The sequence below is a fragment of the Aestuariibaculum suncheonense genome, from assembly GCF_014596935.1.
In the GTDB taxonomy this organism is placed as follows: domain Bacteria; phylum Bacteroidota; class Bacteroidia; order Flavobacteriales; family Flavobacteriaceae; genus Aestuariibaculum; species Aestuariibaculum suncheonense.
Window position 1 is genome coordinate 108,715 of the sequence record NZ_JACVXC010000003.1, and the last position, 19,428, is coordinate 128,142.

A 19,428-nucleotide genomic window follows, 5' to 3' on the forward strand; every position below is an offset into this window, starting at 1 on the left:
ATGAAAGAAAAAAAGGTGAATTCTTCTGAATTCACCTTTTTTATATTTAATTCTTTAATTATTAGACTTAAAACTCGAATCGCTTGGCAGTTCGAAAATTTCTAAATCAAAATAAGGAAGTGCTGCAATCAAATGATCGAAAATATCAGACATTATATACTCGTAGTTCTCCCAACGCTTATCACTGCTAAACGCATAAATTTCTAAAGGAATACCTTGTGTTGTTGGTGCTAATTGACGCGCCATAATCATCATGTCTTTATTGATGGCAGAATGTTGTTTTAAATAAGCATCTATGTACTTTCTAAAAACCCCTAAATTGGTTAGGTTTCTTCCGTTTAACAATAATGTTTTATCTATATTATGAGATTCATTGTGCGATTTTATATCGGCTTGACGACTTTCAATATAAGATGAAATTAACTGAATGCCCTTTAATTTTTCAACAGCATCATCATCTAAATATCTTACACCACTTTGCTTAATGTTTAAAGCACGTTTAATGCGTCGTCCGTCTGAACTCGTCATGCCACGCCAGTTTTTAAACGAATCGGAGATTAGGGCATAAGTTGGAATGGTGGTAATGGTTTTATCGAAGTTTTGCACTTTAACCGTTGCTAAACTAATTTCAATAACATCTCCATCGGCACCGTATTTTTCAAAGGTTATCCAGTCGCCAATACGAACCATATCGTTGATAGACACCTGAATGCTGGCCACAAAACCTAAAATCGTGTCTTTAAACACTAAAATGACCACCGCAGAACCGGCTCCTAAAGCGGTAATAAATTTAAAAAATGGAATTCCGGTTACGATAGCAAAAGCTGAAAATATTCCGATAATCCAGGCGAAAATCATAAATACCTGAATATAGCTTGCTATAGGTTTATCCTTAAAGTTTGGGAGTGTTTTAAAGTAGTCTTTAATGGTGTGCAATAAACTACGAACCACCCATAAGGTCAAAATAATAGCAAAAACAGCCAGTGAGGTTTCTACAATATTTTCAAAATCAGGAAAATCAACAAAAACTAAAGGAATGAACTTTAGAGTAATAAGTAGCGGAATGATATGCGCTATATTTCTGGGAACTTTATTGGTGATTAATAAATCATCGAAATTAGTTTTAGAGCGTGCTGCAAATTGAGAAAATAAGCCTCTTAAAAATTTTCTTATAATAAAGTCTATAATAAAAACCAAAACCACTAAAGAGACTAACAGCGCAATCATATTTAAATATTTCGCCAAAGTGTCACTCGTGCCAACAGAAACCAGATAGTCGTATAACCAATGGTTTAAAGAAAAACGTACTGATTCTAAAGTTTCTTCTGTAGTTTCTATAATATTCTCAGTTCCTTGTTGCTGAAACATATTAAAGGGCTGGTTTTAGATATTTTTTATCTACATAAAACGTTCCGAAAGGTAAAATAGATGCAAATACTATAAAAGAGAATTGTTTACCATTCCATTTGAAATCTGGTTTAACTAAAAACGCTAAAACAATATAACCAATAAACAATAATCCGTGAGGCATCCCTAGTAATTTTACGTACTGAGGTTCGTTTAAAATGTATTTTACAGGCGTAGCTATAAAAAGCAAAAGAATATAGGATAAGCCTTCTAAGAAAGCCACTATTCTAAAAATATTAAGCAATGAAAACATAATGTGGAATTTTTGCTGGTAAAAATAGTGCACAAAGATGAAATAAAGTCAGACTTTAAGACTTTTTTAAAACGCGTGAAAAATCACAATACCGTAGATTAAAAAGCGTATTAATCTGAGAGAACCAAAAAGCATCACATTCCTAAATGGAAATGAAATGATTCCTGCTGCCATACATGAAATAGAAAAGGGTAGTGGCAGTAGGGCTCCAACCACAATTAAAAAACCACCCCATTTTTTAGAGTTTTTCAATTGCTTTTTCATCTTAACTTCCAGGTAGTCATGGATCGTCGGAATTTTAGTAATTAAACGACCAATATAATATGAAACCAGTCCGCCGGAATATGATAAAATAGCCAATAAGGATAAATACCCCCAAGGCGCATACATTTTACCTGCCCAGGCGATAAAAATTTCAGGTGGAACCAATCCTAATAAAGATTCTGAAACAAAGAAAAACGTTAAAACGCCGTAAACCGGAAGGGTTTTGGTTAATTGAACCAGTAAATTATTAATACTAAAGAAATGATTTACCACATAAATACCAATAACCGCTAAAACAATGTATGGAAATGCTTTTTTTACAGCATTCCAAACAAATCCATAAAAGCCGGTATAACTGTAGTACTGGTGCAGTAGTTGTAATCTGGACTTTTCGGATTTAGTCTTTGGTTTGGATTTCATCTTAAAAGCAATTTTTTAGGCTAACAAAGATAGCTGATTAAAACGCTTAACCTTTGTGAAGTCGGGTTTTTTAATAAAGATTTAAGACTTTTGAATCCTTAAGCATCAGTTAAATTAATGCAGAAAAAAAGCCGTCTAATACATTAGACAGCTTTTTTTACAATGGATTAATAGAGAGATAATTTTTATTGTTCTGCAGACATAAGCGCAAAGAACTTGTCGATATTTGGTAAAATAACGATTCTTGTTCTTCTGTTTTTAGCTCTGTTTTCAGCTGAATCGTTATCAACTAACGGTTGGTAAAAACTTCTTCCGGCAGCAATTAATTTTTCAGGTGCTACAGCAAAGTTGTTTTGTAGACGTTTAACAACAGAAGTTGCACGTAATACACTTAAATCCCAGTTATCTTTTACAGCCGCATTTTCTACCATTTTCTTGTCATCGGTATGACCTTCAACCATAACGTCTAAACTTTCTTCAGAATTGATAACATCAGCAATTTTTTGTAAAATAGCATCCGCTTTATCAGTTACACGGTAGCTTCCAGAGTTAAATAACATTTTGTCTGAAATAGAAATCATGACTACCGTTTCTTCAATTTTCACAGCAATATCGTCGCTTTCATCAATATCGTTAGCCGAATTTTTGATGTTGTAAGCAATGGCAGCATTCATTGAATCTTTAAGGGTAGTGGCACCAACTAAATATTCTGCTGGTACATTTTTAAGGGTTTCACGCATTTGAGCTTTAGCGTCTTCACTCATTACAACACCGTCAACGTTTACCATTTTAGCGTTGCTTTCTTCGGTTAGTGAGTTAATTTTGTTGTTGTATTCATCAACTCTGGCTTGAATTTTAGCGAATTTAGATTCCAGTTCTTCATTTTCAACTCTGGTTTTTGTTAATTCACTTTTAAGCTGGCCATTTTCGGTTTCAAGAGCTACATATTTCTTTTTAGAAACACAAGACGACAATACAATCGCTGATAATACTACTAATGATATTTTTCTCATAATCTAAGTTTGTTGTTTTGCATATAATTACGATGAGATGTCGATTATAGACGTTGACAAGAATACTTTTTTGTAAATTATTTTATAATCAACTGAAATAGAGCAGTATTAAAATATTCTATTTTACATAATATAAATTATAGTTCAAATATAATATATGACTGAAATGGCGAATACAACGTATTTAACATAATTGTAAAATAACTAACGTGTCAGCGTTTTATATCGTCAACAATTATGTTACAGCCATTCTACGACCTGAATTTCATTAATATTCGTAAGCTATAATTCTATACTATCTATATAGGAATATCCCATAGTGTTTACTACATCAAATATTTGATATTTGGACTAATTTTTTCTTTAAAGAAACTATGGTAAAAACTTTTCGCTTTTATCAAAAGCTCAAGTGACATAACGCGGTACATTATGGAACAAACCATGATTTTAGACATTGGGGCTAACAACTTATTTTTTTACAATTGTTTAATGCTTCCTGTAATATTACAGCTCATCTTTAACGTATTATAAATGGTTCCGTGCTTTTCAAGATTCCTTTTAAGTAATCCCAGATTTAATGTGTTGTCATTACTCAGGATGTTTAGTTTATAGAAAATATTATCCATCCTTGGTGGATTTTCATGTCGTGTTGCGAAGACTTCAATATTGGCTTCTGTATATGTGAATGTCATTAAATGTGAAAATCGCTCCACGTTTTTTAATATACAAGCTGCCAGCGATCCTAATAATAATTCAGCTGGATTTGGTAAATCCTTTGTATTTACTGTAGTTGTTCCGAAATCAATCTTTGAATTTTTTATGCTAATTAAGGCATTTTGATTGGCAATTGTCGATGCTTTAACCTTATACTCCATAATCATTGTTGTTTGTATAATACCACTAAATGTATTAAACTTTTAGAAATCAATTTCTGATAATAATCATATCTGGCCTTTTGAACTTGTTTAACTTTTTAATAAAAAGATTAAACAATTTAAAATATTTTTATTAACTTTATACCATTAACTAAAAACAAATAAGTGATGAAACGATTTTACAAAAGCATTCCCCAAATCACCATGTGTTTAATGTTAACCTTATTTATCTTGTCTTGTAACACGGAAGACGTCTCAACAACACAAGATTATTCGGAAGCCTCGCTTTACGAGTTAATTGAAGCCAATACCAGTTACAGTACTAATGCTAAAGCTGCACCAAAAAAGGGAGCAGAACCTATTGCTGCTGTTGCTATTAATGCTGGTAGTTTTAATGAACTTGTTGCAGCCTTAATGTATGTTGATGAGCAACTTGATGCTGGTCTGGTTGATTTATTTTTAAATGGGACTGACCAATTTACAGTCTTTGCCCCTAACGATGATGCCTTTAATGCACTATACGGTGCCTTAGGCGTGTCTGGTATAACAGATTTAGATGCTGGATTGGTTTTACAGGTCCTTCAATATCATGTTACCACCGGAAGACGTGCTTCTAATAGTGTTGTTCCTAGAAATGGTATGCGCACTATTGAGACCTTATTACCCGAAGCGACTTTTGATGTTTATCCCGACTTAAGTATTATGGCTATTGGAAATTCGGCAAACATTTTAGCCGCTGACATTTCCGCTTCTAATGGAATTATTCATGTAATCGATTCGGTTATACTCCCAATAGAATAATTTGTTTGTAGTTTAATTGGTTTATTAGGTATAAAAGCTATCAAAATATTGATAGCTTTTATTTTTGGTATTATGGTGAAATAGGGCTTTATTCTTCCACTATTTTAAAATCCTGTTGCTCCTCACCTTGCATTTTATATTTAATCTCAAAAACGGGTTGAGCGCCTGTGTTTTTAAGGTTTGTTGGTGATGGTATTGTTATCTTAATTTTTGTACTATCGTTAGATTGCTTTGCTAAATAGGCTTTAACACTTGCCACGCGAACAGCGTCGAATACTTTTGACACTGAATCTATTTTCATAGTATCTAGCAGATTTAATTCTTTTGCGATCTCTTCTTTCTGCTTGTTTTTGTCATTAAAATAAACCAATTCAATATCTAATCCCGGCTTACTTTTTTCTAATCGCCTTAGTAAATTAAGCTGATGTTCTCTTCGAGCCACAAGAGTTGTATCCATGTAGGTGTAATTGATTTCCCTGATATCGCCAGGATCTACGTTAATTAAATTTGATAAGGCTCTGAAAGGCGAGGTTACTGTTTTAACGAGAAATTTACCAAAGGTTCTCCATACAATTTTTCGGATGTTAACCTGAGGGTCATTTAAATCGCCACGTACCGGAATATCCATATTAATAACACCATCTTTATCCTTTAGAATGAATAGCGCCACTTTTAAGGGTAAATTATAAAACGGACTTCCCTTTTTATTTCCAACTTCGGCATTATGAACAATGAGCTTATTTTCAAGATTTAGTTTGCCTTTATCAATATCAATATTCCCTTTATAATACATATCTCCGTAAAGTATTGGGTATCCGGTATATTCCATGGAATAGATATTTAAGTCGCTTAGCTGAAAATCTGAAATTACGTAGTTTACTTTCATGTTCATCGCGGCATCCTTCGGATTAAATCCTATATCGGCCTCTAGCTTTCCGCGTTCATTTAAAACCATCGATGCTTTTCCGTTTACCCAGTGGGCATCACTTTTAATTTCATTAAAATCCATTTTAACTTTAGAAAAGTTGTAAACAAATGGAGATGATGTGGTATGGTCTGTAAACTTTAGTTTTCCTTCATCTACCTGTACTGATTTTAAGGTATAAACTAAAGGCATCTCTGTTTCTTCTTTTGTATCGGTATGAGTTACAGGCGCTGTTTCCGGCTCTTCTAATCCAAAAGACCGGTAAAAATTGTTAGACTCCTTAAATAGCTCAAAATCAACATTTGGAGCGTGTATTGAAATATCTCCCAACGCATAAAATGACTGCATAGGCATCAATTTTTCAATAGGACAAACTACTTTTTGGGCGCTTAAAAATGTACGTCCGGAATCATCGGTAAGCGCGAAATTTTCTAAGGATGATATCCCTTGAATACTTAGGGTGTTCACGGTGTTTAAATTCCCTGAAATATCAACTTTACCATGAGCCAACCCTGTTAAATCACCAATTTTTAAATAGTCTTTAGTATAAGGTTTAAAGGCTGAAATATCTAAGCTATCCATTTCTACATGCAGTAAATAATCTCCCTTTTTAGAATCGAATTCTGATGCTATACCAAAGCGTCCCCCATCGGAAAGTTTAAAAGACGCATCCAATTTACTGGAGCCTCTTCCCCATTCTACATGCGGTAAATAAAAAGACAGATTATTTAAAGTTTGTGTCACATCGTGAGATTGATCGCTATAGTTTAAAGTTCCGCCGTTCAATCTGAAATCTGACAGACTAAAAAGATAGGCATCTTCCTGTTTTTCAACTATGGTATCATTTTGATCTTCAGAACTATAAAAGGCAATTAAATCATCGACATTGAAAATGGAATCCTTATGAGAAATATTTAACTGAAGATTTTTAATGTATAATTGCTCCACAACGATTGATGACGAAAAATACTCTAAAGGGTCTACATCGAGAATTAAACTGTCTAAAGACACAAACTGGTCTTTATCGTTTGCTTCAAACATTGTTGTTCCTGTTAGGGTAATGGTGGATGTAAAATAATTAACCGATAAATCGTTTATTTTTAATTTTCTACCAACCCATTCTTTGCCATGTTTTTCTAGCTGGTTTCGAACTATTGATGGAGATACAGCCAAAAGTATAACCACTAGCAGTAATGCACTTAGGCTAATGATTAACAGGCTTTTTATGGGTTTTCGTATCGTAATACCTAAAAATTTAGATGTTTTATTTTCTATAGTCATAGCAATGATTCCGTTAAATCTATCGACGGGATTATTAATTTGAACAGACGTTAATTTTTTTTACAAAGGTAATGATATGAGCCCATTTTAATAATATTAATAGACATACCTGATGACAACTATCGATTTATATTGTTCATGAAACTATAATTTTTAATTATGGATTGTATAAACGTCATTCAGATAATATATTATAAGTAATATCTATTTCAAGTCTATTTAAAAATCATTTATTTCTATTTAAAATAGTATATTTATGAGGTTCTCGTATTTTTAATATTCCGCGTCATTGTCCGTAAATTTTCAAATACGCCATTCTCAGAGTGTAGGAAATTTACCCTAAATTTCTGTTGCCTATTTTCATGATTAGAAATAATTATAATAACAAGTATATTAATTATAAAAAGCTATTGTATCAAAGATGGAATAATTCTGTATCATAAGATAAAGCTTAGACTCACCAATACTTCTTTTAATTCCTAAAAACAAAAAGGCCTTTCAAACAAATGAAAGGCCTTTTTTAAACACTTATAAATCGAACTTAATTGGCATCCCAGAAAATTCTGGTTGTCATATTATCCATAGATGATACTGCTGAGAAATTCTCTGTGTTCAGAGCTCTTTCCTTATCTGGATAAATCCATCTTACAGGAGGCAATGACTGAACGTCTGAGTTATCTACCATAAACGTTAATTCAGGTAAATCTAAACGACGCTGTTCTGCCCAGCTCTCACGTAAATTAATAACACCATAATGAATCCATTTTTGAGTAGCAATCAGCTCCAGTTTATCATCGGCCGTTCCAGCCCAAGCAATACCTGCACCTGCAATATAATCGGCTACTTCAGTCGCTCCTAAAGGCGTGACTTCACCTGAAATATTATTATTTGTAATAGATCTTACCCAATAGTACCATTCAATAGATTGAGCAATCCCCATTTCATAAGCTGCTTTTGCCATCGCATCATTACTATTTCTTAAATAATACTCTGCCTTTAAAAAGTTTACTTCGGCAGCATCAATAATTTGACCTGGGAAAAATTGATTTAAGTTGAATGTCGATCTACTAAATAAACTAACCGCTCCGTTATCAGCTTGAGTCTGTTGAGTTGTTGGGTTAGCCATAGGATCTATTCCTGCATAACCTCCACCTACAATCTCTTCAAAATATACTCTTTGTCTAGGATCATTATTGGCGCTCATATGATCTACCATTAATTTACCCGCAAAGTTAGTATACCACCCATCACTACCAAAACCCTGATCAAAGCCTCTGGAATTAATAGGAGAGTCTACATTTACTACTTCAATTTGAATATTCTGATTATTAGAATCAACAACAGGATAAGTACTACTTCCTAAAATAGTTCCTATCTCTGAATCTGCTCGAGATGAAAACTGAGAAGTACCCGAAACACGATTTAACAAACGTAGTCTTAATGAATTACAATATTTTTTCCACAAAGTTAAATCTCCATGATTAACGTAATCTTGATTTGTAAAAATGGTTGCTGTTAAAGCATCTAATGTTGTGCTATTTAATTCATCTGCAATTATTTTTAAATCATCTAACATCATTGCGTATAAATCTGTTGACGAATCGTACGCAGGTAAAGAAGCAATATAATCACCTCCATTAGTACTTAATTTTCCTGCTTCAGAGAACGGAATATATCCAAATAAATCCACCATATCCTGCGTGTGATCATATAAATATATGGTTGCAGCCTGCATGAAAATTTTATTGGCCTTTTGATCTTCTGCGGATGATGCATTATAAACTTTTTGCAGTTCTCTATACTGTGCAAGCATACTATAATACTGATTCCATTGTTCATCTACAGTTGCCGCACCAACCTTGTATTGCCCTAGACTATTTAACCAACCAGCAGCCTGAGTCCAAGGTAATAATGTTGGTCTAGCTATTATAAAATAATTTCCGTAGTTAGGTAACACATAATTAGCGTTGGCAAACAACATCCCTGTAAACTGCTTAGGAACAGTTGTTTCTCCAATTAAATTAGGGTCACTGTAATTATCGCTAATCTCTGCTTCTGAACACCCGGTACTAATTAGTCCAAGTGCTACTAATGCTATGAAAATATGTTTTTTCATGTTATATCTTTTAAAATTATTCATTTTCCTCATCATTTTAAAGTTTAGCTCTTAAACTTAAACCAAAGGTTCTACTAGATGGGTTCATACCTGCAGTGTTTACGTTCTGGAACCATCTAGAGCCAGCTGTTAGCTGTTCTGCATCCATATCTTTAATATTTCTGTAGAAATAGAATAAGTTTCTTCCAAAGGCAGACAACTGCAACTCTTGAAAACCAATTTTCTTAACTATAGTAGAAGGTAACTGGTATGCTAAAGATAATTCACGCATTTTGAAATATGTATTCTCCTTAATATATAATTCATAACGAGTGTTAGGACTATACTGAGGTCCTCCCCAATTATAAACTGTATTATAATATTCAGGATTCGATGTGATATAATCATTCTCTGTACCGTCGGCTTTAACTCCATCTAACACTATACCATTGTCATAAACACGTTCCCCGTTAGGACCTGAAGCTGTACCTTGATCAACAAGAAATCTATCTCCAGCTGCATTTTCATACCATGAAAGACCACCGTGTTCTGCATCCATATACTTCAAACTTTCTTCAGTTAAACCACGACTAATCATCCAATTTAAAGCTGTTGGCATTACATAACCACCTACTCTAAAATCTATTAAAGCACTTAAAGAAAAGTTTTTGTAACTAAAGAAATTAGTAAAACCACCTACAACTTTAGGTTGTGCAGATCCTACTTTTATCCATTCATCTGCATCTACTTTATACAATCCATTAGGATCAACAATTTTGTTTCCATTTGCATCCGTTGCCACAGGGTGTGTGTAAAATACACCTGCAGGCTCCCCTGGCTGAGACACTAATTTAGCAGCACTACCATCATAGTTAGCATGCACAAATTCATCTAAACCTGGCGCTAAAGACTCAACAGTATTTCTATTGAATGCAAAGTTAACCCCTGAATCCCATGTGAAATCTTTACCTGCTATAGGGGTTGTATTAATAGCTAATTCAAAACCTTTATTACGCATGGTACCAATATTAGTTAATACTGAAGTAGCTCCTGTAGAATTAGGTAACGTTAATGGTATAATTTGATCTTCTAATCTAGAGTCATAATAGGTCATATCTAAGTTAATACGTCCCGTAAACATTTTAAATTCTAAACCGAACTCCACATCACGTTGTGTTTCCGATTTTATAGCTTCATTCCCTTGATTTAGAGGTAATGAAGTATAAATTACCGTTCCATTTCCTTGATCTCCCAGAGGATTTTGTTGATAAGCTATATTAGCTTGATAAGCTGGCGGGAAATTACCCACTTTACCCCAAGATGCACGTAGTTTACCATAATTTATAAAGTCTGGCATTTCGAAAGCATCTGAAAAAACAAAACCTGAATTCACAGAAGGATAAAAGAATGCATTATCATTAGGATTCATTGTAGACGTTCGGTCGCGACGAATCGTTCCTTCTAAAAATAAGTAGTTTTTATAACTAAAATTAGCGGTACCTATAAAAGCATCTTTAGTATAAGCTAACTTATCGGCTGCTGCCGTAGGTGTATTTGCAGAAGCATTAAGCGAAAACCAATTTTCAACACTTAACCCCCCATTTGTTTGGCTTTGAGTCATTGTAGACATAGATTTAGTACCACTATATCCTGCCATTAAAGTCATACCTAAATCTTCAGTAAGGTCTTTATTATAGGTTAAAAACAAATCTCCATAAACTAGTTTGTCGATTCTGTTTTGGACCCTGTACAAACTACCACCCGGACCACCAAGAGATAAAGGTCTTACACTTGGTCTCTTGTCTTCCATGTTGAAAGCTGTAAAATCGGTAGACATCCTACCTCTTAAAGTTAACTCATCGGTTATGTTCCAGTGTTGTGTTAAACTGGCAATAACACGATCGCTATTCTCTTCAAACTGGTAATTATTAACACGCCAAGCGTAATCTAATACATCTCCTCTATATCCAGGTATTCTTAAATTTTCATCTGGTGTTAAACTTGGGTTATCTCCGGTTACAAAACGATACCCTAAGCTCGTTTGTGCTCTATCAAAATACCATTCACCACTATCAAATCGCGTCATCATACCTCCAAAGTTATTAGTAAGACGGTCAATTTTATAAGGTCTGTTTAATACTTTTGCATTGATATAATTTACCAAAACATCTGTTTTTAAATCATCATTCCAATTAAAGCTAGCGTTTAAATTAAAAATATTTTTATCGTTTTCAGCATTTCTACTTAACCCTTCATTATCCTGACGCGTATAAGAAAAACGCATGTTTGATTTATCAGTAGCATTAACAATAGCAATATTATTGATGAAATTGTGTGCGTCTTGATATAGCCCCTCTACTCCTTTTTGAGCTCTATAAGGAATGACTTCGCCTGTCCAAGCTAAAGTTGGTTGTCCATCAAACTTTGGTCCAAAATTCACGTTAGTAGCGATAGGAGTCCTTTGACCATCTCTATACAACCAGCCATCTTCATCTTGACCAGCATCATTAAAGTATGTAGGATAACCTGGTCCTCTCACATTTTGAAAACGCGGAAAATAAGCCGCCTGATCAACTGTATAAGTAGAATTTACAGATACTCCTAATCCTTTTTTCATACCTTTACCACTTTTAGTAGTAATTAAAACCACACCATTTAAAGCCTCGTTACCATAGGTTGCCGCAGCCGAAGCTCCTTTAAGTATTGAGATGTTTTCAATGTCTTCCGGGTTAATATCTAGAATACCATTACCCTGAATACGTTGATCACTCCAATAACTCGAGTTATCATTTTCTCCATTACGAATAGGCACACCATCAACCACAAACAACGGTTGGGTATTACCAAAAATGGACCCAATACCACGAATTTGCATATTAACTCCAGAAGTAGACCCTCCCGTAGTCGCAGCTATTTGAACTCCAGGTGCCTTACCATATAAAGCAGTAGCAAAGTTAGGTGTTCCTGTTTTTGTTAGTTCTTCGGCTTCAACTGTTGATGTTGCATAACCAATAGCTCGTTTCTCTTTGGTTATACCAAAAGAAGTTACCACTACTTCTTCTAAGCTTTCTGTGCTTTCAGTTAACTGCACATTGATTGTTGTTTGTCCTGCTACAGAAATTTCTTTGGTTGTGTAACCAATGCTTGAAAACACCAAGATTTCATCACCAGAAATTTCGATAACATAACGTCCATCAAAATCTGTAGCAACTCCTTTTGATGTTCCCTTAACAACAACGTTAGCCCCAGGAAGAGGAATACCGCTGTTAACATCGGAAACAACCCCTGAAACTGTAGTTTGCGCGCCGGCATACAATACACCGAAGAAACAAAATACAAACAGTAGTTTAAATAATTTTTGGTTCATAAATTTTTTAGTTTTGAGTTAATAAGAATTAAATTAACAATTATTTAACTTGATATATCACTTTTTTTCGACCAATAACAAAGTTGAAGCAGTGAATGGAAAACAAATTAAATAATTACTAATTTATAATAGAAAAAAGCTTACAAATAGTAATAAAACCCACTATTTATAAGCTTTTTAAAAAGGCGCAAATACACTTGTAACTCTAAGTATTATACTATTTTTGGATGATTTTTATACTTTCTGCGTTACTTAATTCGTCATGGCTGATGAAAAAATTATTATGCTTTTTTTTGTTGATTAATATTTCTTTAACATTGCCATTGTTGTTTTTAATACGTTCGATAGTCAGTTCTTTTTTATTGTAATACTTTTCATTAAACTGAATCGTTATTTTATCAAACATAGGGGTCGTAATAGTATACATCGCCTCTCCCGGAACAATTGGATAAAACCCCATCATAGAATATACCAACCATGCCGACATTGTACCTGTATCGTCATTACCAGGTAAGCCATCAGGAGCATTTTTAAAATGTTTTCTAACCAATTCCTTAACTAACTTCTGACTGCGGTACTCCTCTCCTTTTACATAGTTGAATAAATAAGGATAAACAATATCGGGTTCGTTAGCCATATCAAACTTATCGGCATCAAAAACCTTTTGAAGCTGAGCGGTAAATGGCTTATCTCCTCCCATGAGCTTTTTTAAACCTTTTATATCGTGAGGTTCCATAAAAGCATATTGCCATGCGTTCCCTTCTATAAATCCTACATTTTCTGTAAAATTAGCACCAGCATCCGGATCGAACGGCTCGTACCAACTCCCGTCAGTGTTTCGCGGTCTTAGCAGATTCCATTCCTTATCAAATAATTTTCTGTATGATAATGAACGGTTATAGAAACGCTTGTAGTCGTCTTTTTTATCCAGAGCTTTTGCCATTAATGCAATAGCATAATCGGCAATATTGTATTCCTGTGTTGTTGAAACCGGACCTTTACTATCTGTTGTTAGATAGCCTTTTTCTATATAATCGTTCAACGCCGGACGCAATGGGTTACCTTCTATTTGATCGGCACTTTTCAGCATGGCCTCATAGGCTTTCTCTACATTAAAGTTTTTAATACCTTTCAAATAGGTGTCGGTAATAACAATACTTGCCGGGTCGCCAACCATGGTAAAGGTTTCTGTTGAATTTAATTCCCATTTTGGCAGCCAGCCATTTTCGTCATACATATCGATCATACTGTTCACCATATCTGCTTGTTGTTCCGGATAAACCAGAGACATTAGCTGATGTAAATTCCTATAGGTATCCCATAATGAAAACACGGTGTACCTGGTTCCATCCGTTTTTCCTATTTTACCTGTTTTAATTTCAGGATACTCACCGTTTGCATCGTTAAGCATATTTGGATGAATCAATGTATGATAAAGAGCGGTATAAAAAATAGTTTTGTCATCGTGAGACCCTCCTTCAACTTGTATTCTAGATAATAACGTATTCCATTTGTTATAGGTCTCCTGATAAATATCTTCAAATGATTTCCCTTGCGTCTCTTTTTCTAAATTTTCTCTGGCATTTTCAATACTCACATACGACACCCCAATTTTCACTTCTACGTTTTCAGGTTTGTTGAATGTATAAGAAAAATACGTTCCAATACTATCCCCAGCAACCGTTTTTGTAGCATTCTCCATAACACGGGTCTTTCCGTTATAGCCCATCCATTGCGCTTCTACACCATTGTATTTTGATGGGGTATTCCAAACACCGAAGTTTTCTGCGGGTTTAGAAAATTTAGCTACAAAATACACCGGATAAGCATCTTCCGGACTATTATAACAAAATGAACCTACAGTCCGCATGCCTTCAATTTCGGTTGGAGAGACAATTTTAACCATGGCTCCTTGTTCGTTTGTAAGTCCTAGGCCAAGATTTAGTAACAAATTAGATTCTCCTTTAGGAAATGAAATTCTACTAACCCCAACATGCTCGGAAGCTGTTAATTCCACTTTGGTATTGTATTTATCTAATTCAATACTGTAATAGCCGGCTTTAGCTACTTCATTTTTATAAGTTGTTCCGTAATCTAAATGATTTGTCTTTAATTCTCCCGTTGTTGGCATTAGCAATAACACCCCTAAATCCGGACATCCAACCCCACTTAAATTAACATGTGAAAACCCGGTTAAAAATGTGTTTTCATGAACATATGGATTTGACAGCCACTGACTATCTTTCTCTAAGGGGTTTTGAGGTCCGGCTACATTAAACGGACTTACACTTGCCATTCCTCGTGGTGCAATAGGTCCCGGATAAGTTGCTCCGTAATTTGAAGTTCCTATAAAGGGATTGACATAATCAACAGGTTGATCTTGCCCCTGTACATTATGGAATACAAAACCACATAACCCTAAAACAAATGCCTTTTTAAGTTGATTTACGGTGGAAGGTATTTTAGTAACTAATTTCATATCACAAATTTTTATTTAATAATTATTTGCCCGGTTAAACGATCATCTTCTGAAGAAGACCCGATAAAAACTTTAAATATCCCAGGCTCAACAACACGTTTCATATCCTTGTTCAATAACGATAAATCCCTTGACTGAAGTGTCATTGTTACTTCTTTTTCTTGTCCGGGTTTCAATGTTACACGTTCAAAACCTCTAAGCACTTTAGTATAAGTAACTACCGAGGCAAATTCATCCTGAATATACAATTGCGGCACTTCATCACCTTCATAATCTCCTGTGTTTTTTAGTTTGAAAGACACTGTGATGGTTTCAACATCGTTTGAAGCAGATTCCGGAGTAATTTTTAAATCACTGTACTCGAAGGTTGTGTAGCTTAATCCGTATCCAAATGGATATAATGCTGTATTAATTCTAGTTTGTCCAATATCGGTTTTGCCTTGTCCTTTTTGAGAACTTCTTTTATAAGGGAAGTTAAACGGAATTTGTCCTACGGTTCTCGGGAATGTTACTGATAATTTTCCGCCAGGATTATAAGCTCCGAAGATAGCTTCAGCAACTGCTTGGCCACCGTATTCTCCGGGAAACCATGCTTCGATTACAGATGAAATGTGATCATCGACCCAGTTAATACTTAAGGGGCGACCGTTAATTAAAACCACCACAATAGGTTTTCCTGTCTCATAAAGTGCTTTTATTAAATCCAGTTGATTTCCTGGCAAATCTAATGATGTTCTCGATTTAGACTCCCCAACCGTATCTTCATTGTCGCCCACAGCAACGATAATTAAATTGGATTCCTTAGCTTTACTAACTGCTTCATTTATATATTTTTGCTGCACTTCATCTGGAGTAATACTATATAATTCACTTTTAGGCCAGTTTGTATCATAAAAGTCACAACCTTGAGCAAATTCTACCTGAGCCTGGTTGCCTACAAAATTTTTAATACCATCGAAAACCGATTGAACCTTTACGTTGGAAGGCCCATAGCGACTAATAGAATGATTAATGGCTTTAGCATTAGGACCTGTAACTAAAATATTTTTAAATGCATCAACTTTAATTGGTAACAGATTTTCTGAATTCTTCAATAACACCAAAGACTTTCGTGATGCTTTTAACGCAATATGTTCACTTTCCTGATTGTGAACTATTTCATCAGCCACTTTTAAATTATTTACATAAGGACTATCGAATAAACCTAATTCAAATTTAACTCTTAAAACATCTCTAACACGGGCATTAATGGTTTCTACAGGAATTCTGCCTTCGTTTACTAATTCTCTTAAGGGCAAAATAAAATCTTCGGCTGGTGAAAAATTGGTTCTAACATTCAGTCCAGCCATAACCGATAAATAGACCGTTTCTTTGAAATCTTCAGCGATATGGTGACGTCCTTTTAAACCACCTACAGCCCAACTGTCTGAAACGACATAACCTTTAAATCCCCACTGATCTCTCAATACTTCGGTTAAAAAATAATGACTTCCTGTAACGGGAATACCATTATAATCGTTGTAGGACGACATGATTCCTTTTAAACCACCTTCCTGAACTACCGTGCGGAAAGGCTCCAGATAAATCTCATGCATTTCGCGCTCTGTTATGTGCGGATCGGTTCTTGCATCGCCGTCTCGTCCGCCTTTTGGAGCACTATAAACCGCAAAATGTTTTGCTGTAGATACCACATTTTGAACCTGTAAAGCTTTCACCATTTCTACACCTAACTGAGATACCAGATACGGATCTTCGCCATAACACTCCACCGTTCTACCCCATCTTGGATCTCTTGCTAAATCTAAAATCGGGGAATATACATTGGTATATCCTAAAACTCGGGCTTCTTTTCCTGTAATCGCTCCAATTTCTGAAACCAAGTCTTTATCCCAGGTACTTCCAATACCAATTTGCGCCGGGAAACTCGTTGCTCCATCGTGACACAATCCACGAATACCTTCATTTGTAAAATCTACCGGAATACCTAAACGTGTATCTTCAACAAAAAAACGCTGAACCTCATTTATGGCTTTCGCATGATTAGATGGAGGCCATGAATATTGGGTTTCAGCACTTTTATGATATGCCAAGCCGTTTAAATGCTCATCGATATTGCCAATACCATCTTTATAAACGCGATTATTCCAATCTTCACCAGGTAATTCATCTTTAAGAACGCGACCAAAGCCATATAACGTAGCCATTTGACAGGTTTTCTCGTCTAAAGACATCTGACTTATCAAATTGTTAATTCTAGTGTCAAGAGGTTGATTTGAATCTTCGTAAATATCCTTTTTCTTGTTTTTATTGAAATCAATCCAAGTATCGTGATATATTTTAGCTTTCTTTTTCTTTGAAATAAATTCCTGAGCAGACACAGTATTAAAAGACACTATGCTTATCGTTAATATTGGAATTAACTGTTTTAATTTCATCCGTTACTATTTTGTTACTTTTAATTATCAGATGGAATGCCTTTATAAGCCTATCAGTTAGTTTGAAACTAATTGCCAATAGGCATTTCAAAAGGAAGTTCTTCTTTTTAAGTTCGTTATTCGATTTTATGCCTATTAAAGTTAAAAATCAAATTTCAATATATAACTAAATAAAAAATAGGTACTTACATAATTAAAAATTAAGAAAGCACCTATCCATTTTACAGACCTAAGAATTATTGATTTACAGCATCAATTTTTAATGTCCAGGCATATTTTGAAGGTAAGCTATTTCTTAAATTTTCAGGAATAATTACTTTAAAACCTTCAGCTTGCTTCTCCCATTTCAGACGGGTTTTTGATCCAAGCATGGTCATTTTAGCTCCTTTTTTAGGCGTGATTGATTTCACTATAACTTCAGCAGGAATTTTATCTTCATTTTCTTCGGCCATATAGAATAAAAACACATTTCCTTTTTCATTCTGTGTCATACAAATGTTATTTTCTTTATATGGCGCAATAGGTTTTGTTGCGTAAATAGCTGTGCTATTTACATCCATCCAATCGCCGTAAGCCTGTAACAAATCGTATGCTCCTTGTTGCCATTCTCCTTCAGGACTTGGAGCGATGTTTAACAATAAATTCCCCCCTTTAGCAACTACATCAATAAGCGTGTGAATACCTTCACGCGGGCTCATGTATTTTGCATTTGGCGTATAAGACCAACCGCCTCCCGCAATGATACAAGATTCCCAAGGATACGGTAAAGTTTTCTCTGGTACGCGATTTTCAGGTGTTAAATAGTTTTGATTTTTTCCGTGAACAGCACGATCCACCACAATTAAACCTGGTTGTTGTTTACGTGCTTTAACCACTAACTCATCCATTTTAATATCCTGATTGATAATACGGTGTTTTAAATACCCGTCTTCAGCATTATCAAGCGTGTGTTTATACCATTCTGTAATTTCAGCTTTCGGTGTTTTAGCCACCCAGCCTCCATCTAACCATAGAATATCAATTTTACCGTAATCCGTTAACAATTCCATAATTTGATTATGCGTAAAATCGACATACTCCTGCCATTTTTCAGGATTTTCTAATGGTGAATAGTTTACGTTTCTATCTTTTGGAGGGTATTTTGGCCACCAGTAACTATCTACATTCCAGTCTGGTTTTGAAAAATATGCCCCAGCCCAAAGTCCTTCATTTCTAAATGAATTAAAGATTTCTTTAGTAATATTTGCTTTAGGATTTGATGAGAATGGTGTTTTAGGCGATGTAATTTTATAGTCTGTATATTTAGAATCGAACATACTGAACCCATCATGATGTTTTGTTGTGAATACCACGTATTTCATCCCTGCGTTTTTTGCGGCTTTGGCCCATTTATCCGGATCGAACTTTACCGGGTTAAATGTGGTTTGAAGCGCTTCGTATTCTTTTTTATAAGCGAAATAATCATCAGGATTACTTCCTTTTTTACGTTCACACCATCCGTATTCCTCTGGCGATAGTGACCACGATTCTACAATTCCCCATTGACTATAGGTTCCCCAGTGCATTAGTAAACCGAACTTTAGATCCTGCCATTGGTCCAACTTTTCTAACACCAAAGGATCAGTTTCGGGTACATAGCGTTCATCTTCATAAATGGCCTGCGAAAACGATTGCAAGGAAAGCAATGCTGTAATGGCAATAAGCGTCTTTTTCATAGTTTTTGTTATTTATTGTTTTTAAAAGGTTAGATGGAATGCCCTTTATATTATTATTATTATTGTTGTTTGCAACAAATTATTAATGAGCATTTCAT

The 19,428-nt window shown here is 34.7% G+C and carries 12 protein-coding genes; 1 reads left to right on the forward strand and 11 read right to left on the reverse strand.

The window, feature by feature from the left end; all coding sequences use genetic code 11:
* Positions 1–54: 54 nt before the first annotated feature.
* The 5 genes from ICJ84_RS08885 to ICJ84_RS08905 form a co-directional block, all read right to left on the reverse strand.
* Positions 55–1,368, reverse strand: coding sequence for a mechanosensitive ion channel family protein (locus tag ICJ84_RS08885; RefSeq protein WP_188216042.1), 1,314 nt, complete (start codon positions 1,366–1,368; stop codon positions 55–57).
* A gap of 1 nt (position 1,369) precedes the next feature.
* Positions 1,370–1,660, reverse strand: coding sequence for a DUF3817 domain-containing protein (locus ICJ84_RS08890; RefSeq protein WP_188216043.1), 291 nt, complete (start codon positions 1,658–1,660; stop codon positions 1,370–1,372).
* A 66-nt stretch (positions 1,661–1,726) separates the two neighbouring features.
* Positions 1,727–2,344 (reverse strand): YqaA family protein, encoded by a 618-nt coding sequence (locus ICJ84_RS08895; protein ID WP_188216044.1) that lies wholly within the window; start codon positions 2,342–2,344, stop codon positions 1,727–1,729.
* 185 nt (positions 2,345–2,529) lie between these two features.
* Positions 2,530–3,357, reverse strand: a complete 828-nt coding sequence (locus tag ICJ84_RS08900; protein WP_188216045.1) for an OmpA/MotB family protein — start codon at positions 3,355–3,357, stop codon at positions 2,530–2,532.
* 476 nt (positions 3,358–3,833) lie between these two features.
* Positions 3,834–4,232 carry an OsmC family protein gene (locus ICJ84_RS08905; protein WP_188216046.1) on the reverse strand — a complete coding sequence of 133 codons (399 nt, stop codon included), beginning with the start codon at positions 4,230–4,232 and terminating at the stop codon, positions 3,834–3,836.
* Positions 4,233–4,400: 168 nt separating this feature from the next.
* Here ICJ84_RS08905 and ICJ84_RS08910 point away from each other — a divergent pair, with 168 nt between their 5' ends.
* Positions 4,401–5,033: a fasciclin domain-containing protein gene (locus ICJ84_RS08910; RefSeq protein WP_188216047.1), complete on the forward strand. Its 633-nt coding sequence runs from the start codon at positions 4,401–4,403 to the stop codon at positions 5,031–5,033.
* 88 nt (positions 5,034–5,121) lie between these two features.
* Here ICJ84_RS08910 and ICJ84_RS08915 read toward each other — a convergent pair whose 3' ends face one another.
* From ICJ84_RS08915 to ICJ84_RS08940, 6 genes are all read right to left on the reverse strand, one after another.
* Positions 5,122–7,239, reverse strand: a complete 2,118-nt coding sequence (locus tag ICJ84_RS08915; RefSeq protein WP_188216048.1) for a DUF748 domain-containing protein — start codon at positions 7,237–7,239, stop codon at positions 5,122–5,124.
* A 541-nt stretch (positions 7,240–7,780) separates the two neighbouring features.
* Positions 7,781–9,355: a SusD/RagB family nutrient-binding outer membrane lipoprotein gene (locus ICJ84_RS08920; RefSeq protein WP_188216049.1), complete on the reverse strand. Its 1,575-nt coding sequence runs from the start codon at positions 9,353–9,355 to the stop codon at positions 7,781–7,783.
* Positions 9,356–9,392: 37 nt separating this feature from the next.
* Positions 9,393–12,701: a SusC/RagA family TonB-linked outer membrane protein gene (locus tag ICJ84_RS08925; protein WP_188216050.1), complete on the reverse strand. Its 3,309-nt coding sequence runs from the start codon at positions 12,699–12,701 to the stop codon at positions 9,393–9,395.
* A 217-nt stretch (positions 12,702–12,918) separates the two neighbouring features.
* Complete coding sequence (locus ICJ84_RS08930) at positions 12,919–15,180, reverse strand: GH92 family glycosyl hydrolase (protein WP_188216051.1); 2,262 nt, start codon at positions 15,178–15,180, stop codon at positions 12,919–12,921.
* Between the two features lie 11 nt (positions 15,181–15,191).
* A complete protein-coding gene (locus ICJ84_RS08935) occupies positions 15,192–17,615 on the reverse strand; it encodes a glycoside hydrolase family 3 N-terminal domain-containing protein (protein ID WP_188216052.1) in 2,424 nt (807 codons plus the stop codon).
* Between the two features lie 236 nt (positions 17,616–17,851).
* The gene (locus ICJ84_RS08940; RefSeq protein WP_188216053.1) at positions 17,852–19,330 is read right to left on the reverse strand and encodes an alpha-L-fucosidase; all 1,479 of its coding nucleotides are present in this window, start codon (positions 19,328–19,330) and stop codon (positions 17,852–17,854) included.
* Between the last annotated feature and the right edge of the window lie 98 nt (positions 19,331–19,428).

Coding starts and splice junctions, on each gene's coding strand:
- ICJ84_RS08910 (WP_188216047.1), top strand. CDS start 4,401: ATGAAACGATTTTACAAAAGCATTCCCCAAATCACCATGTGTTTAATG.
- ICJ84_RS08905 (WP_188216046.1), bottom strand. CDS start 4,232: ATGGAGTATAAGGTTAAAGCATCGACAATTGCCAATCAAAATGCCTTA.
- ICJ84_RS08890 (WP_188216043.1), bottom strand. CDS start 1,660: ATGTTTTCATTGCTTAATATTTTTAGAATAGTGGCTTTCTTAGAAGGC.
- ICJ84_RS08900 (WP_188216045.1), bottom strand. CDS start 3,357: ATGAGAAAAATATCATTAGTAGTATTATCAGCGATTGTATTGTCGTCT.
- ICJ84_RS08935 (WP_188216052.1), bottom strand. CDS start 17,615: ATGAAATTAAAACAGTTAATTCCAATATTAACGATAAGCATAGTGTCT.
- ICJ84_RS08920 (WP_188216049.1), bottom strand. CDS start 9,355: ATGAAAAAACATATTTTCATAGCATTAGTAGCACTTGGACTAATTAGT.
- ICJ84_RS08885 (WP_188216042.1), bottom strand. CDS start 1,368: ATGTTTCAGCAACAAGGAACTGAGAATATTATAGAAACTACAGAAGAA.
- ICJ84_RS08895 (WP_188216044.1), bottom strand. CDS start 2,344: ATGAAATCCAAACCAAAGACTAAATCCGAAAAGTCCAGATTACAACTA.
- ICJ84_RS08930 (WP_188216051.1), bottom strand. CDS start 15,180: ATGAAATTAGTTACTAAAATACCTTCCACCGTAAATCAACTTAAAAAG.
- ICJ84_RS08925 (WP_188216050.1), bottom strand. CDS start 12,701: ATGAACCAAAAATTATTTAAACTACTGTTTGTATTTTGTTTCTTCGGT.
- ICJ84_RS08940 (WP_188216053.1), bottom strand. CDS start 19,330: ATGAAAAAGACGCTTATTGCCATTACAGCATTGCTTTCCTTGCAATCG.
- ICJ84_RS08915 (WP_188216048.1), bottom strand. CDS start 7,239: ATGACTATAGAAAATAAAACATCTAAATTTTTAGGTATTACGATACGA.